This window comes from Mucilaginibacter galii (assembly GCF_014635825.1).
GTDB classification, from domain to species: Bacteria; Bacteroidota; Bacteroidia; order Sphingobacteriales; family Sphingobacteriaceae; genus Mucilaginibacter; species Mucilaginibacter galii.
On the sequence record NZ_BMDO01000001.1, the window covers coordinates 670751 to 688926 of the forward strand.

11 protein-coding genes are annotated in these 18176 nt (G+C 45.3%); 6 read left to right on the forward strand and 5 right to left on the reverse strand.

Features of this window, described 5'->3' with window-relative positions; all coding sequences use genetic code 11:
• Window positions 1–8: 8 nt before the first annotated feature.
• The 6 genes from IEV61_RS02920 to IEV61_RS02945 all read left to right on the forward strand — a co-directional run bounded on the left by IEV61_RS02920 (window position 9) and on the right by IEV61_RS02945 (window position 10514).
• A complete protein-coding gene (locus IEV61_RS02920; protein WP_188413604.1) occupies window positions 9–1160 on the forward strand; it encodes a FecR family protein in 1152 nt (383 codons plus the stop codon).
• A gap of 205 nt (window positions 1161–1365) precedes the next feature.
• The gene (locus IEV61_RS02925; protein ID WP_188413605.1) at window positions 1366–4767 is read left to right on the forward strand and encodes a TonB-dependent receptor; all 3402 of its coding nucleotides are present in this window, start codon (window positions 1366–1368) and stop codon (window positions 4765–4767) included.
• Between the two features lie 18 nt (window positions 4768–4785).
• On the forward strand, window positions 4786–6456 hold the full coding sequence (locus IEV61_RS02930) for a RagB/SusD family nutrient uptake outer membrane protein (RefSeq protein WP_188413606.1): 1671 nt from the start codon (window positions 4786–4788) through the stop codon (window positions 6454–6456).
• 18 nt (window positions 6457–6474) lie between these two features.
• Entirely contained in the window at window positions 6475–7623 is a 1149-nt protein-coding gene (locus tag IEV61_RS02935; protein ID WP_188413608.1) for an IPT/TIG domain-containing protein, read from the forward strand.
• Between the two features lie 65 nt (window positions 7624–7688).
• Window positions 7689–9368, forward strand: a complete 1680-nt coding sequence (locus IEV61_RS02940) for an endo-1,4-beta-xylanase (RefSeq protein ID WP_188413610.1) — start codon at window positions 7689–7691, stop codon at window positions 9366–9368.
• Window positions 9369–9488: 120 nt separating this feature from the next.
• Window positions 9489–10514, forward strand: coding sequence for a LacI family DNA-binding transcriptional regulator (locus IEV61_RS02945; protein WP_188413612.1), 1026 nt, complete (start codon window positions 9489–9491; stop codon window positions 10512–10514).
• Between the two features lie 34 nt (window positions 10515–10548).
• On the opposite strand, the gene IEV61_RS02950 is transcribed toward IEV61_RS02945, so the two are convergent.
• From IEV61_RS02950 to IEV61_RS02970, 5 genes are all read right to left on the reverse strand, one after another.
• Window positions 10549–12138, reverse strand: a complete 1590-nt coding sequence (locus tag IEV61_RS02950; RefSeq protein ID WP_188413613.1) for an ABC-F family ATP-binding cassette domain-containing protein — start codon at window positions 12136–12138, stop codon at window positions 10549–10551.
• A gap of 342 nt (window positions 12139–12480) precedes the next feature.
• A complete protein-coding gene (ligD, locus tag IEV61_RS02955) occupies window positions 12481–14571 on the reverse strand; it encodes a DNA ligase D (RefSeq protein WP_188413615.1) in 2091 nt (696 codons plus the stop codon).
• 51 nt (window positions 14572–14622) lie between these two features.
• Window positions 14623–14796 (reverse strand): DUF3606 domain-containing protein, encoded by a 174-nt coding sequence (locus tag IEV61_RS02960; RefSeq protein ID WP_188413617.1) that lies wholly within the window; start codon window positions 14794–14796, stop codon window positions 14623–14625.
• Window positions 14797–14859: 63 nt separating this feature from the next.
• Window positions 14860–17562, reverse strand: coding sequence for a glycoside hydrolase family 2 TIM barrel-domain containing protein (locus IEV61_RS02965; protein ID WP_188413619.1), 2703 nt, complete (start codon window positions 17560–17562; stop codon window positions 14860–14862).
• A 170-nt stretch (window positions 17563–17732) separates the two neighbouring features.
• Complete coding sequence (locus IEV61_RS02970) at window positions 17733–18170, reverse strand: hypothetical protein (RefSeq protein ID WP_188413621.1); 438 nt, start codon at window positions 18168–18170, stop codon at window positions 17733–17735.
• Window positions 18171–18176 lie beyond the last annotated feature (6 nt).

An 18176-nucleotide genomic window follows, 5' to 3' on the forward strand; every position in this document is an offset into this window, starting at 1 on the left:
ATTATAACATGACCCGAGACGAATACCTGCAACTTTTCCAAAAGTTTTTGGCAGGTAATGCCACGCCAGATGAAGTAGAAAAAATCATGTCTTACCAGGACGATTTCGACCTAGCAGATTCGGCCGTGAGCACTGATGATACTGAACAGCAGCTCCGGGGGCAGCGCATACTTCATCAAATTTCAAATACCATTGCAAAACAAAATTCGGCTTCTAAGTTTAACCATTTATGGCTGGCAGCCGCTGTAATACTTACCATAACAAGCATTGGCCTTTTATTTTTAAAAGACTACCAGCCTGCCACCCCTCAAAAGGTTGCTGCCAAAACCAGCATATTGCATGATGTTAAGCCCGGCACCAACAAAGCGCTCCTGACGCTGGAAAACGGCAAACAAATAGCCCTGAACGATATGAGCACCGGCACTATTTTAAAGCAGGGGCACATTGCGGTGGTTAAACAAAAGAACGGCCTGCTACAGTACCAGGTTACATCGAACGCCGGCAGCGCTCAAAATTTGCCTATAAAGTACAATACTATATCTACCCCCGTAGGCGGAGAATACTCAGTAGTGCTGCCCGATGGTTCGAAGGTTTGGCTTAATTCAGCATCTTCTTTAAAATTCCCTACGGCATTTAACGGCACCGAAAGGCGTGTTGAACTTACCGGTGAGGGCTATTTTGAGATAGCCAAGAATAAGCACAAACCTTTTAAGGTAAAATTCAATAATGAGGAAGTAGAAGTTTTGGGTACGCACTTTAACATTATGGCTTATCAGGATGATGCAGTTACCCGCACCACTTTGTTAGAAGGGTCGGTAAGCATCAGCAAAAATAATGTTAAAAGAGTGCTTGTGCCGGGGCAGCAAGCCATTGGCGGCTTGCAAACCAATGGCTTTAGCATAAAAGAGGTAAGCACCGAAGAAGCCGTAGCCTGGAAAAACGGTTTATTCCTGTTCCGTAATGAGAACATCAGGAGCATTATGAAAAAAATTGCCAGGTGGTATAACATTGATGTGTATTACCAGGGCACATTAGCCAACCAGGAATTTGGCGGGCGGGTATCCAAATCAAAAAACCTGTCTGAGATCTTAAAAAACCTGGAGCTTACCGGCACTATTCACTTTAAAGTAGATGGAAGGAGGGTAACTGTTATGGAATAAACTTATTCATAGTAGTTACGCAAATAATCAGGAACGCTGCGAACGTCCCTGATCTTAGCAGTTTTCTTGAAAAAAACTGTGTCGGGTAACTCAATATACCAGCCGTTAAACCAATTATTAAAAACCTAACATTCAAATGTATAAAATTTTTACTGCAATTATTTGCGGGGCTTTTTCCTGCTTTTCACCTAAATTCATTCGAATAATGAAGCTGACCATTGTTTTGTGGGTAGTTGCTCTTATGCAGGTAAGCGCATCTACCTATGCACAAAAAGTTACATTAAATGTCCGTAACTCATCGTTAGACCAGGTTTTAAACAGCCTGAGCCAGCAAAGCGGGTACAATTTCGTGTACAATTCGGGCATGATAAAAAATGCAAAACCGGTAAGCGTAAACGCTACCAACGAACCTATAAAAGATGTGCTCGAAGAGTGCTTCAAAAATCAACCGCTCGATTATGTGATTAATGGCAACACCGTTGTTATAAAGAAAAAAGACCTTACGCCGGTTGCGGTGCAGGACATAAATGTAACCGGTATCGTAACCGATAACAAAGGCGAACCCCTTCCGGGTGTAACCGTTACCTTAAAAGGGGTAAAAAAAGTAACCATTACCGATGTGAACGGCCGCTACAGCATTAGCGTGTCCGAGGGTAACCCAACCCTGGTATTTAGCTCTATTGGCTTTGCCTCGCAGGAAGTAGCGGTAAACAACCGTACCCAGCTCAATGTAACCATGACCGAAAGCGCCACGGCACTGGCGCAGGTAGAGGTAGTATCTATAGGTTATGGTAGTGCACGCCGCGGCGACCTTAGCGGCGCCATATCATCGGTAAAAGCTGCTGATATTGCCAATACGCCGCAGATAAGTGTAGATCAGCTATTACAAGGTAAGGCAGCCGGTTTAACCATTACCCAAAACTCTGGTGGCCCGGGTAGTGCTACTTCGGTACACATTCGTGGTATTACGTCGTTAAGTTTATCTAACGAACCCTTATATGTAATTGATGGTGTGCCTGTATCGGGCGATGCCAATAACCGCACCAGCAGCGGCCGCTCGCAACAGTTATCGCCAAACAATGGTGAATCTGGCGTTAGTCCCCTATCCTACCTTAACCCAAGTGATATAGAATCTATCGACGTACTTAAGGATGCATCGGCAACTGCCATTTACGGTAGCCGTGGCTCTAACGGTGTAATTATTATTACCACCAAACGTGGTAAGAACGGCGCGTTTCGTATTGGCTATGATGGTTATTATGGTTTCCAGGAACAAGGCAAATTTTTGCCGATGATGAATCTGAAGCAATACGCAGGCTTGCAAAATGCCCTGGCCGATATTATTAATATAGGCCGCAGAGGCGAGTTTGCCAACCCCGAACTATTAGGACAGGGAACCGACTGGCAAAATGAAATTTTCAAGACCGCTACGCAGCAAAGCCATCAGCTAAGCTTTTCGGGAGCTAAAGAAAATACCGATTATTATATCTCCACCGGTATAGTTAACCAGGATGGTACCGTGTTGGGTAACGATTATAAACGTTACAACATACGCACCAACTTAAACTCACAAGTAAAACCATGGCTTAAGGTGGGTACCACCATGTCTGGCGCTTACAGTTTCCAAAATACCTCATTAAGTAATAACACGGGTATTATTTACACGGCTTTGTTAAGTGCGCCTGACCAGGTAGTATACAATGCCGATGGCTCGTTCAGCGGCCCGCAGGCTGATCAAATCGGAGGACAAAATAACCCGGTACAACAAGCCTTAAACATTACCAACACACTTACGCGTTATAACGTTCAAGGTAGTTTGTATGCCGATATCAGGCTTTACAAAGACCTGTCTTTACGGTCTGAAGCAAACGGCGATCTAAACTTTTCGTACGCCAAGCTCTTCCGCCCTACTTACAATAACGGTCCGCGTTTTAGTAACCCAACGGCATCGTTGCAAGAGTATAATTCAAACTCGTACTACTGGACCTGGAAAGAATACTTGACCTATAACCACACCTTTGCTAAAAAGCATGTGTTAAACGCCACTTTAGGCCACGAGTTAATTAACACCCGTTATAATGACAACTCGGCAACGGTACAAAGCTTTTTAAGCAACGATTTACCGGCCTTGGGTTTGGGCGATCCTAAAACAGCTACAGTTGGCGAGTTTATAGGCCCTATAGAAGTTATTGAGTCTGCTTTTGCACGTGCGGTTTATACTTATAACAACCGTTACAACTTAACGGCTACGCTGCGTTCCGACCGTTCTTCAAAATTTGCACAAGGCAACCAAACCGGCTTCTTCCCGTCGTTCGGTGCTTTCTGGCGCATTTCAGAAGAACCGTTTTGGGCTCCGCTTAAATCTGTTGCCGATAATGTGAAGATCAGGTTAGGTTACGGACAAACCGGTAATCAGGCTGTTCCAAACTACTTGTACGGTTCTGCCCTGCTTGCGGTACCAACCGGTTTAGGCAACGGTTTTGCCATTGATAAAATTGCGAACCCTAACCTCACCTGGGAAACCGCCATCCAATCAAACTTAGGTTTAGATTTCAGCCTGTTTAACGGTCGTATAGAATCTACCGTAGAGATTTGGAGAAAAAGCTCTAAAAACTTCCTGTTCCAAGCACCGCTTCCGGCCTTTTTGTTAGGCCAAGCGGCAGAATATTCAGGTACAGGTGTAATTAGTCCGCCTTATGTAAACGGTGGCGAATTAAAGTCTAACGGTTTCGATTTGACGATTGCCACCCGCAACATTGTGGGCAAAAACTTCAGGTGGAGCTCTAACTTTATTGCCGGCCATTACAGTACTAAAGTAGCCTCTTTATACAACGGCATCCCTTACATCAGCCAAAATGTAACCACCAGTTTCTTAAACTTACCGGTTACACGTACGCAGGTAGGTTCGGCTGTGGGCGAGTTTTATGGTTACAAGATGAAAGATCTGTTCCGCACGGCCGATCAGTTGCGTAACGCACCTATACAGTTTGGCCGCCCGGTAGCCAGCGGTAGCGGCGGTACTTTTTTGGGCGATGTGCAGTATGAAGATTTAAACAACGATGGTAAAATTGATGCCAGCGATCAAACCTTTATAGGCAACCCTAACCCTAAGCTTACGTACGGTATCACCAACGATTTTAGCTACAAAGCCTTCGACCTTAAAATATTCCTGAACGGTTCTTACGGTGCTAAAATATTTAACGTATTAAATTACCAGATAGCCAGCCTGGGCAGCCTTTACCAAAACCAGGTAGCTTACGCAGCAAACTTCTGGACGCCAACCAATCCTAATGCCGACACACCACGCCCTGTTGCCGGCGATAACCCCAACCTGGTAAACTCTAACCGCTTTGTTGAAAACGGATCTTTCTTAAGACTGCAAACCGTTTCAGTGGGCTATACTTTGCCGGCTAAGCTTGCCAAGCGTGCTATGCTTAACCGCTTAAGGGTTTACGCCAGCGGACAAAACCTTTATGTGTTTACCCCATACAAAGGCTTAGACCCTGAAATTGGCTCGGTTAACCAAAACGTATTTTTAACCAATGTTGATTTAGGACGGTACCCTATACCAAGAACCATTGTGTTTGGTATTAACGCCGAGTTTTAATTTATAGGATTATTAGATATGACAACATATAAAAAATTATTCGTGGCCATTACAGCGCTTACCGCGGTAATGTCTTCCAGTTGCAAAAAAGATTACTTTAACCGCCCGCCAAAAAGCACCATTACGGTAGATAACTTTTACCAGAATGCCGAGCAGGTACAGGCCGCTACCTTACTGCTTTACAGTGCACCCTGGTTTGGCTATTGCGGTAAAAGCGGTTGGTCTATCACCGAGTTAAGCGGTGGCAATGGCCGTACCTATTCTGCTGATATTATCAACTTTCAGGATTTTACGGTAACCAATACCAACTTTGAAATTTCGGCTGCCTGGAACTCCTTATACATAGAGATAGCACAGGCTAATGCTTTAATTAACAGCTTACCTACGGCAGTGCCTGCATCTGTAAACCCTTCGGTGTTGACAAACGCCTTAGGTGAGGCACGCTTATGGAGAGCGCTTGCCTACTTCCATTTGGTTCGCATTTTTGGAGCGGTACCTATTATCGAAAACACTTTCGATTACATAGCCGATTACCAGGTGCCGCGCCACCAGATTGCCGATGTTTATAAATTCATTGTAAGAGATCTCCAGTTTGCCGAGGCCAATTTGGCTCCTGCTGTTCGTGGTAGTGCTTCTCCGGCAAATGCGCGTGTATCCAGCGGCTCGGCTTCTGCGCTTTTAGCCAAGGTTTATTTGTACATGCAAGATTATCCTAACGCACGTGCTGAGGCCGAAAAGGTAATTAATAGCAAGGAGTTTAAACTATATGGAATTGATGTAGCCGGTAAAACCTTTGCCGATTTATTCCTGACCGCCAATAATAACAACGAAGAATCAATAGTAGCGTTGCAATGGGCAGGTAACGGTGGTTATGGCCGTGGCAACCCTTTCCAGGCCGCAGCCGCTTACAACAGCCAGATTACTGGTACCGGCGATGGTTACGGACAAATTGCGCCAACTTTCGACCTGCAAGATAAGTTTGACCCTGCCGATCTGCGCAGAAAAGCAACCTACATGCTGCCGGGCGATTTTTATCCGGAGATTAACCAGTCTAAAGGTGGTTATACCCTGCCTGCCGATGCAAGCTCACAAGGTACACATGCACAGGTTAAAAAGTACATTGTAGGTACCCCTGCCGATAACGGCGGTTCGGGCGGGGCACAATCATCGGCCAATAACACGTATTTGATGCGTTACGCTGAGGTTTACCTTATAGAGGCCGAAGCTATTATGGCCGGTGCTAAAACCAGCAGCGATCCTACTGCTTTAGCGGCTATTAACATGATCAGGCGTCGTGCTGGTTTACCTAATTTAACCGTTATCGACCGCTCGGGCTTTGTTACTAACCCTAACTACGTTCAGGGCAGTAACCTTAAAGGACAACGCTGGCCAACCAATTACCAGGATGACCTGCTTGATGAGCGCCGCCGCGAGTTTGCCTTTGAGAACGATTACTTTTTTGATTTGATGCGCCTGGATGGTTTCAACAAAACAGACCACCCCATTGCCCTGCAAATTATTAAACAACAGGATAAAGGTGCATCAGATAATGCTACCCCTCCTGCCCGTTACGGTAATGGCTATTTAACCAATATTACCAGCGCAAGCTTTGTGTTTCCTATACCGGCTACCGAAACTGCCGCCGATACTAAATTGCTGGAAGCACCGGTACCTTATGTTTTTAAATAACTTTTTAAATAAAAGATAATGAAACTTAATTTAAAACTTTTCAGCCTCCTGCTATCGGTATTGATGGTAGCAGGTTTGGCCTCCTGTAAAAAAAATGAGGAGGGCGGCAAGGGCGCGCCAACGGTTACCCGTGTACGCCTGCTCAGTAAAACAGATACGGTAAGAGATGTAATTCATACCATTACGCTCGATTCAATAAGCGTGTACGATCAAACCCGCCTTAGGGCTTTTGACTCTACCGTAACTGCCGGACGCCTTAATACTCAATACGCCATACTGGGCAGCAACCTGCTTACTACTAAAACCGTGGTATTAAATGGTATTTCCATTTATTTTAACCCAGGATTAATAACCGATAACAGCATCATTTTAACAGTGCCCAATAATGTGCCTTACGGAAGCACACAGCCTAACAAACTGGTTATTACTACGGCGCATGGTACGGTAAACTTCGATTTTTCTGTAATTCAACCACCGGCCATTATTACCAGCTTTACACCAGCGGCAGGCAGTGCAGGCGATGTTATAACCATTACAGGTACTAATCTAGATAACGCCACCGTGGTACGTTTTAACGACATTCCGGGGCAAATACAAGGTACGCCAACTAAAACCCAAATTCAGGTTAAAGTGCCCGCTGGTGTGCAAAATGCATTTATTTATGTAACTACCCCGGGTGGTACCACCAAATCTATCGATTCGTTCGGTATACCTGCCCCGGCTTTTAAGGCTTTGATCTATGATGATAAGTTTGCCGCGAACTGGGCAGCAGGCGGCTACAACACCGACCGCGATCTGGCTAATAAAGAGCATACAAAAAGAGGCCAGGCAGCTATCAAAATCACAGCTACAGGAGCGTACGGAGGTTTTGTAATGACTTACAAAGATGCCAATGGCAATGGTTTGGATGTAAGTGCCCTGGGTGCTACATCCATCAAATATTCACTTTATGGCGATGCTGCATCAGATGGAAAAAAGGTGCAGGTATATGTGAATGGTAACTTTAATACCTCTGTTCAGGCCACTATAGTGGGCGGCAAATACGTAGACATTACAGTACCTCTAAGCTCGTTCACCGGCGTTAAAGTGATCACCGAAATTGCCATCCAAGAAGCAGGCGGTGCCCCGCCGCTTACCTGGTGGGTTGACGATTTAGGGATTATGTAATTTATAATTGATTGTTGAACGCTGCCGCGAGGGCGACGCTCAACTTAATTTTCAAATAAAAATTTATGAAAAAAATATTACATCCGCTGCGCTTTGCCGCTACAGGATTACTACTGATATATGCCACCTCTTGTAAAAAAGAGAACTACGATGATATAACCGTACCCGATGTGCCTTTGGTTACTACCACCGGTAACGTAAACCCTGCCGATAGTATTGGTACGCTTAAAGCCTTAACCGCTGCAAGCTTCCCTAATATGGGTATGGCCATAACGGCCAATTCTATGCTGGCGGGTAGCCCTTACCTGGCTACGGTAAAAGCACAAGCAAATAACATTACTTTTGGCAACGAACTCAAAGAAGGTTCGGTAGTATCAACTAACGGAACTTACAATTATACCACGGCCGATAATTTGTATAACATTTGTGCAAATAACGGCCTGCAAGTGTTTGGCCATACCCTGGTTTGGCACTCGCAACAAAGTGCTACGTATTTAAACTCGTTAATTGCACCTATTGTTACTGCGCCAGTATTAACCAATGTGCTGGTTAACGGCGGTTTTGAAACCGTAAGTGGTACAACCATAAGCAACTGGTCGGTTTATAATAGCCCCGCCTCGTTTTCATCAACTACTGCTGCTAACGAAGTGCGCAGTGGTACAAGAGCGCTCAAGGTTGCCGTAGCTGCACCCGTTCAGCCTTACCAGGTACAAATAACAAGCGACCTGTTTAACACTACGGTGGGTACTAACTATACCATGACGTTTTACATGAAAGCAGCGTCAGCCGGCGGCAGAATGCGTATTTCAACAGGCACCACCGCGCAATACTCTGCCGACTATAACATTACTACCGATTGGGCTCCGTACACCTTTACCTTCCCGGCTAAGGATGCACAAACCCGCGTGTACTTTGATATGGGGTACGTTGCCAATACTTATTTTGTTGATGATGTGACCGTAACCGGCCCGGCCGTGGGCAGCGGAAGCGTTGAACAAACTCCGGCTCAAAAAGCTGCCGCTATTGAAAACGAGATGAAACGTTACATTACCACCACCATGCAACGTTATGCAGGTAAAATTAAAGCCTGGGATGTAGTGAACGAGGCCTTTGTAAACAATGGACAATTGCGTACCAATACCAATTACACCATACCAACAGCCAATACCACTAACGAGTTTTTATACGGCCCGTACATTGGTACTAAGTATGACAATAATAACTACATCCTGAAAGCATTTCAGTATGCTAAAGCAGCTGATCCAACCGCGTTAAGATTCATTAATGATTATAACCTCGAAACCTCAAAAGCTAAAGTAGATTCGATGAAAGCGCTGGTTATGTTCATCAATTCTAAAGGTGCGTTGGTAGATGGCTTGGGCACACAAATGCATGTAGCCTATAACACCACCCGTACAGGTATTGATTATGCTTTTAAAACCCTGGCTTCTACAGGTTTAAAGATCCGTATTTCGGAGCTGGATGTTATTGCCAACACCGCACGCTCGGCTACTTACGTTCCCAGCGTTACTATACCCAGCTTACAGGCCGATATGTATAAATACATTGTACAGTCGTACCTTAAAAACGTACCTGCCGCACAGCGTTATGGCATAACCGTTTGGGGCGTAGCCGATACAGACAGCTGGTTAAACACCGCTGCCGCACCGGATGTACCGCTATTATTTGACAAGAACTTTAAAAAGAAAGTCACCTTCTCAGGCTTTATCCAGGGATTAAAATAAACCTTATCACCATTATCCTTAACGGGGCAAGTTCATTACTGAGCTTGCCCCTTTTATTGTAAAATAAATACTACTTTACATAGCCAATATAAATGCTTTAAAGAGCAAGTTAACCAACCTATGATCAAGAAAGCTAAACAAGTTACTATTTACGATATAGCCAAAACGTTAAACATTTCTGCGGCTACCGTAAGCAGGGCGCTCACAGGTAACGTTGACGTAAAGTCTGACACGCGCGAAAAGATCCTGAATGCGGCGAGTAACATGGGCTACAGTTCTAACAACTTTGCAAGCAATTTAAGAAAGAAGCAGAGCAAGATGATAGGCGTTATTGTACACAGGCTCAACAGTCACTTTTTAGCCGAAACCCTTGCGGGTATTGAAAAGAGCCTTAATATGGCCGGCTATCACATGATCATTAGCCAGAGTCATGAATCTGTAGCTGCAGAAATTAAGGCAACCAAAGCCATGTTAAAAAACCGGGTAGACGGCCTACTGGTTTCGCTGTGCTATGATAACGATACCACCAGGCATTTTGACGAATTGATAAACCAGGGCGTACCTGTGGTATTTTTTGACCGCACGCCCATTAATGGCGAATATGATCATGTGAAAATAGATAATTTTAAAGCGGCCTATGAGATGACCATGCATTTAATTAGGCAAGGCTATAAACGCATTTTACACATTACGGCCAGCCAGCGCCGTGATGTATACGCCGACCGCCTTGCCGGTTATAAACAGGCCCTGCAAGATTCAAATATTGCCTTTAACAAAGACCTTGTACTTGTAACAGACCTTAACCCCGAATACGGAGTTGAAGCGGCTAATTATATTATGAACATGAAAGCCCGTCCCGACGCTGTATTTACCGTGAACGATTTTCTTGCGGTGACCTGCATGAAAGCGCTTCAAAAAATGGGAATAAGCGTGCCCCGGGATATTGCCTTTGCTGGTTTTAATAATGACCCCATTAGCAAATTGGTAACCCCCTCGCTAACCACCGTAAACTACGACGGTGTAAAAATAGGACAGCTTGCCGCACGCACGCTCCTGAACAAACTCACCGAAAAGATAAACGCCAAAAGCAACATTGTAATGGCTCATGAACTGGTTGTACGCGAGTCTTCCGTAAAGAAAAACTGACCAATTTCAGGCAACAAACTTTCCCATCCCCATATTACGCCACAATAAGGTTATCGGTTATCCTAATCTGCTCCAAAAAATATTCATCGTGCGATACCACCAGCAGCGTACCTTCATATTGATTGATGGCATTGGTTAATATCTCCACATTCTGCATATCCAGGTTATTGGTAGGTTCATCCAAGGCAATCACATCGGGCGATTGATTCATGATGGTTAACGAACAAAGCATCAGCCTCATTTTTTCGCCGCCGCTTAAGGCCTTACAGGGCTTGTTCCAATGTGCTTGCGTAAACAGGAAGCGGTTGAGGCGTATCTTAATATCATGCTCCTGCAGGTTGCCCGCGTTAAAATGCTGAGCCTGCTCATAAACGGTCAAAGCATCGTTTATTAAGGAGTAATCCTGATCTATATAAACAGATTTCACCTCTGCTCTTTCCATCCCTCCTTGCTGCGGTTGCAAAGCACCAAGTATCATTTTAATGAGCGTAGTTTTACCCGAGCCGTTTGGCCCTTTAATGGCAATACGCTGCCCACTGGTTATTTTAAAATCGAGGTTTTGCGGCCACAGCCATTCATGGTTGTACTTAAAATTTACACCAACGGCAGTTGCCAGCACTTTGCCGGTATGAAGCTTAGAATGGTTAAGATCAACCTTCATTTTATCGGCATCGGGCAATGCAGCACGCAACTGCGTCAGTTCCTGCGAAAGCGACCCCACCTTATCGGCATGAATGCCTTTCAATCGCGAGGTGCTCTGCTCCGCATTATTCTTCAGCGTGTTCATTAAAATTTTAGGTAGCCCGGCCTTTTCCTTGAGTTTCTTACCGCGGGCATCCAGCTTTTGCTGCCGCTCTAAAGCCTCGCGTTCTACGTCTCTTGCTTTCTTTAACAACTTTTCTTTGCTCTTTAAGGCATGGTTAAAGGCATCGCTCTCCACGCCTTTCTGTTCCGCGTAAAAGTCGTAATTGCCGCCATACGCAGTAATGCCTCTCTCCCCTATTTCATAAGTTACGTTAAGCAGGTTAAGTAAGGCACGGTCATGACTAACTACTAAAAAAGTTTGGTTTGTGGAGCCAATATAACGGTAAAGCAGCTTTCGGCTTTGCGCATCCAAGTGATTGCTCGGCTCATCCAGCAAAACAATAGCGGGCCGATGGATAGCGATACCGGCCAGGAACACCTTGGTTTTTTGCCCGCCGCTAAGGGTTTGCATGGGCTGTAGCAAATCGATATGATCAAGTTCCCAGTAAGCCAAAGCTTCTTTGCAGCGTTCGTCAATGGTCCAATCATCGTTTAGCAGAACAAGGTTTTCCTCGGTTACGTCACCATTGATAATAGCCTCTAGGGCGTTTAACTTTTGGGCAATACCCAGGGCTTGCGCAACGGTAAAGTTATTAAACTGGCCAAAGTGCTGAGGCACGTAATAAGGCTTCGATTCCGTTTTTACCTGCCCACATGCAGGCTCAAGCCGGCCTGCTATCAATTTTAATAAGGTTGACTTTCCTGTGCCGTTATGGCCAACTAAGGCCGCTTTATCATTTTTGTTAATAACCAGGTTAATACCGGCTAACAACAGATCTTTGTTGGGATGTATATAAGAGAGATCGTGTAGAGTGACCATCTGTATTTCTTTAAAAGGTTAATAATTGCCTGACCGCCCGAAGCAGCACAGCGTTATTTATGCCTGAAAGAAATGATGAATCACATAAAGAAAGGGATTAATTACCGGTGCAAATATAGAAAATATTTAGCAATATAGCGGCTGATGTAGGCGTGTTGTCTGTCTGAGCCTATCGAAGACCCGTGCGATTGGCTAAGTCTTCGACAAGCTAAGAGGGACATAATACCAAGCTGTCATCTCGAACGATAGCGAGAGATATTCTTCGAAAGAAAGGTCGGCTACAAACTGCTCGTATCAGATTTCTCGCTATCGCTTCAAATGACAACACCTAAATTCATCCATCTATTTCTTCTTAAACAAGCTATCCGCTTTCTTTAAAGTTCTCTCCAAGTCAATCCCCTCGCCTAATACACCCTTAAACAGGTCTCCTTCTTTTTTTAACCGGGCAACGGTGTTAGAAATGGTAAAATCTTTCATAGTTAAACCGGGCTTTACCTCGTCCCAATGCAGGGGCATAGAAACCGTGGCACCCGGTTTTGGGCGTAGCGAGTACGGACCGGCAATGGTGGCGCCGGGGCGATTCTGTAAAAAGTCCAGATACATTTTACCATGGCGATTGGCAATCATGCGCTCCACACTGGTATACTCGGGCAGTTGTTCATTCACAATGTGCACCAGCTTACGGGCAAAGTCCTGCGACTCGTCATACGTGTACTGCGCCGCCAGCGGGATATAAATATGTAGCCCTGTAGAACCTGATGTTTTAGGGTACGAGAGCAGGCCAAGCGCATCAAGCACTTCTTTTACTTTGAGTGCCGCCTCTATCACCTGGTCAAAAGTGTTTTTATCGGGGTCGAGGTCTATAACGCAATAGTCGGGGTTGTCGGGCAATTGTATGCGGCTAAACCAAGGGTTCATTTCAATACAGCCCAAAGTGGCGGCCCATAACAAGGTGGCTTCATCATCTCCAACTAAAAATTCTTTGTGCTTGCCATCGCTGGTGGTATAAGGGTAAGTTATAGCCCAATCAGGAGCCTTGCCCTTAACATCCTTTTGGTAAAAGCTGGGGCCATGTATGCCACCCGGAAAACGGTTGAGCGATAGCGGCCGGTCTTTGAGGTAAGGCAAAATATACTCGGCTATCTGGTAATAGTAATTGAGCATATCGCGCTTGGTTACCCCGTCTTCGGGCCAATACACTTTGCTCAGGTTATTAAATTTAATATCGTGACCGCAAACCGGGCGTACCTGGCTGGCATCTTTGGGGTTAAGTAAGGTTCCCCTATCTCTAACCTCCGGCGGGCGTAAGGCACTGGCATGCGCTTCCTTCGGGATGGCAGGCGATGCTTTTATAGTTTTAGCCGTATGTACCGGTATTTCGCGTACTATCTCGGTAGCTGCCTTATCGGGTCGCAAGCCTTTGAATGATGGCTGGCGAAATATGCCATCGTTGGTAATTTCGCTGAATGCCACCTCGCCCACCAGTTCGGGTTTTAACCAGGTAGCCTCTGCCTTAGGCGGATCGGGCCGAAAGCGCGACGGCTTATTGATATCCGGAATCTCCTTGAAAGCGCTCTTTTTGGCGATGTAGGGCTTGAAAGCGTCCATCAATTCTTCCTGTACCTTTTTGGTAAAGCCGGTACCTACCTTGCCCACAAACTGCAATTCTCCACCCTGGTAAACGCCTAACAGCAGCGAACTGAACAGCTTGGTGGTATTCTCATTTTTGGTATAACCTGCTATAATGACCTCCTGCCGCTGATGCACCTTGATCTTTAACCATTCGTTAGAGCGTAGGTCGGGCGTGTAAACGCTGTTGATCTTTTTGGCCATGATGCCTTCCAGCCCCAGTTTTTCAGCATCGTGGTAAAAGTCCTTCCCTTTAGTTATAAACACCTGGCCTACACGTACGCGGTCATCATCATGAGGCAAAATGCTTTGGAGAATGGCCTGTCGTTCGTTAAGCGGTAAGCCCATCACATTTTTGCCCTCGTACCACATAATATCGAACACGTAGTACACCAGGGCACCATCGGCTTCGCTGCGCCAGTTTTGCAAGTCGCCAAACTTGGATACACCTTTTTCGTTCAGCACCAGGATCTCGCCATCGAGCACGGCGTTAAATTCCCAGCTTTCTAACAATTGCTGTATGGGATAAAATTTTTCGCTGAAGCTTTTATTGTTGCGCGACAGCAACTCCACCTTGCCCTCCTCTAAAAATGCCATGGTGCGAAAGCCGTCCCACTTCACCTCGTACTGCCACTCGGGGTCATCAAAAGGTTCATCCACCAAAGTAGCCAGCATGGGTTTCATACCTCTTGGAATTTTTGATTTTGGCACCTGTTTGAGCAGCTCCTTTACATCAACATCGGGAGATGATTGGCCCTGCTTCTCATCAATTTTATCTAAAGAGTCGGCTACTTTTTTTTCCATAACTGCAAAAAGGGAAAAGTGAGGATTAATGAAGTTTTTCGTAAGTTTTTCCTACTTTTTTAAGTATTCGCGTACTTTTTGGGCCGAGGTACCTACGGCTTCAACAGCTTCTTTAATTTGCTCTTTGGTTACACCTAATGATGTTGCCCAATCTTGCAATTCGTATTCTTCATGCACATTAATGCGATCTCTGTCGGGGCTGCCGATGTCTTTCTTATTGTCCATAACCTAATAATTGATTAAATTAAGAACAGCTTAATATGCAGAAAGTTTAAGTTAATAGCGGCATCAATAAACCTTGCGTACCTGCAAGCCATTCAATATGGTTTTGCCGGTAACGGGCTTAAAACCAATAGTAATACCTTTACCCGCAGTTACATTAACCACCACCTTGCTGCTATACGCCTTTTCAGGCTCGAGGTAGTTCTTATTATTCAAGTCGCTCACCACCGTGGTTCCATTAATCATGACATCGAACGCCCTATCTGCAGCCTCCATTTTTGGCTGTGCATTGCTGCCCGATGATAAATTATAAACCAACTCCTCCCCCTTTTTGGCAGACACCAATTCGGCAAAATGCAGGGTAACTTCGTAAGCACCATCAGGAACATCCAACTTAAACTGCTCTATACCAACCCGCTGAGTTTCATACACTGGGTCATTATCCGTACCTAAAATATCCTTGTCGGAGCCGTAAGGTATGCGGCCGTTGCCTTTCATGCTATACACTTCGCCACCAATATAACCCCAGCTACCTGACTCGTAAGGCTGTTCGGGTACCCAAATTTGCTGCAGCTTTTCATCTACAATGTAGCGCTTATCGCCCAGGCTTACGTTCAATTCGGTAAAGGGCATCGTTTCACTTTTCAGCGTATGCGGGATGAGTTTGAAGTTGATAACAGCTTCATCAGTATAGGTCTTTCCATTCACTACGGTGGTTGCTTGCAACTTATTTTCGCCGTTAACGAAGGGGACATTGAACAACGCGGCATGCTCTACCGTTTTGGCAGTACTCAATTGTACGCCATTAACAATCAAGGTCACCTCAGGCTGATTACTGAAGACCTCTACTGGCTGGGTGCATTGCAAACGGTCGTCGGCTTCAGCAATGCCGCTCCTTAACGTCCATTGCTTGGATGCTATGGCCACATAAGGCTGCTGCCACATGGCTGCTTTATAAAGGCGGTAGCTGTCTTTAGGTTGTCGGTCAATAGTGGTAATGCCCTTATTGTTAATATGGGGCATACTCTCGGCGCGGGTTTCGGAGTTAAAATCGGCCAAATTCCATATGGCGGCACCCATCACAAAAGGCCGCTCGTTTACGGCTTTGATGTATGCCTTATGATAGAGCACCGCATACTCATTAGACTTATCAAAGCGTACCGGCTGCAGGCTATGCACCCGTGGATCGGCATCAGCACCGTATTCAGTAACGATCATGGGTGTGTTCGGCAGTACGCGGTGATGCTCGTCAAGATACTTGGCAAAGCCTTCCAACCCGCCGCCGTACCAGCCTTGGTACAGGTTCCAGCCTACTATTTTGGGAATTTTAGTTAAACCGGCATTGTTGTACAGTTCAAATGCTCCATGGTTAGGAATCATGGTATAGCGCGAGGAATCTTCTTTACGGGTAATATCTTCGAGTTGCTGAGCCAGTGCAGCGACACTGTGCAGGTAAGTTTTGCGCTTTTCGGGCTCGCTGGCATAAGGCAGGCGCAGCAATACCTCGTTCATATAAGCCCAAATGACCACACTGGGATGGTTAAAGCTTTGCTTGATCATTTCTACCTGCATGTTTTTGCAGTTTTGGGCAAAGACTTCACTCTCAGTAATTTGGTTTACAATGGGTGTTTCTACCGATGCCAGTATGCCCAGTCTATCGCAAGCCTGCAATACGGCTGGGTCTTGCGGGTAATGGGCCACGCGCAAAAAGTTGGCACCCATATTTTTAAGTAATTCCACATCGTTCACATGCATGGCATCGGGCAGGGCGTTGGCCATGTCTTTATAATCTTGGTGACGACTGGCGCCCATTAGTTTGTAATGCTTACCATTTAAAAAAAAGCCTTTAGCGGCATCAAAATTGAACCAGCGGAAACCAAGCGGATTACTCACTTCGTCTACCGGCTTACCAGTATCGGTATCAACCAAAACAGAGGTAACCTTATATAAATAAGGACTCTCGGGCGACCACAAATTTGGCTTATTCACACCGGTAATTAACTGCTGAAAATTTACCTTCTGCCCTGCTCCGGCTTTAAGCTTACTCTGCTTTTGGATAATAAGTTTACCTTCCTTATCAGTAATCTGCGTAATTAGCTGTACGGTTTTGGCCTTGCCCGATTGGTTGACAAAAGACCCTGCCACGTTAACATTGGCTGCTGCGGCCGACACCTTAGGCGTGCTTACAAATACACCGTCAGATGCATTATTATCGGTATCAAAATGAACCGCATCCGTGGCTACCAAATAAACATCGCGGTAAATGCCTCCGAAAAAGGTAAAGTCGGCCGTGAGTGGTGGTATGCTTTCGTCGTATTTATTGTCAACCTTAATGGCAACGGTGTTCACGGCATCGGCACCAAACTTTAAAAACTTTTTAATAGGCACATTAAACGCTGTATAACCGCCAATATGCGAACCTGCCTTATGGCCATTCACATAAACCTCTGCCGTTTGCGATGCTCCTTCAAAATAAAGACTCACCTCTTTTTCCTGCCAGGTCATAGGGATACTTAAACCCTTGGTATACCAGCCCGTGCCCCGGTAGTAACCTTTTTCATCGTCGGTAACATCGGCCGTGTTCCAGCTGTGCGGAATGTTTACGGCTTCCCATTTTACGTTAGCGGCTTTTTCAGGATAACCGGCTATATCGCCTTTGTAAAACTGCCAGTTGGTATTAACCGATGTTTTAATACGTTGCTGTGCAAAGCTTAAGCATACAGGCATGCTCAACACCAATAATAAGATGCGTTTAATTAATGCAGACATGGAATATATAATTGAATTTTCAACCGGCTTATTAGGAACATCTTAAAAAGATGTTAAGGATTTGAACCCTGTAGCAAGGAAGGGATAAACACCCGTTCCGCCTGTAAAAAGACGATTTTTAAAATTCAAATGCAAGAAAAATCCGTTTGCATTACTCGGTAAAAGCTTGGTTACTTACCCATTTTACGCAGGGTTGCTGCTGCCGCAACGCCAAAAACCACGTGTGCTAACACTAATTGCCTGTAGTAATTTTTAAGATCTACCCCCGGCGGATTAGGGTGTGCTTTGAATGTAGCACGCCAAATAGCCGCGCCTTCTAATCCGCTTAATGCACCATAAATTACGCCGTTTAGCAGCATGGGTTTACGGCGGGTTTCTTTTAAATAAGCCGCATAAACGGCTGCAAAGCCCACACCTACTGCATAATGTCCGGCCCACCCTGCCGCCTGTGCCTGCTTTTTATTTAAAGGAGTGATACGGTTAAGTAACTCACCTAAGATTTGGGCTTCGTTGTAATTGCTACCCTTAACTTTCGATACAGCCTCGCTGAACAGGTCCATCAAACTGGTACTTGTTAAAGCCGCTGCTATTACTTTTTTAGTGTCCATAGCGTT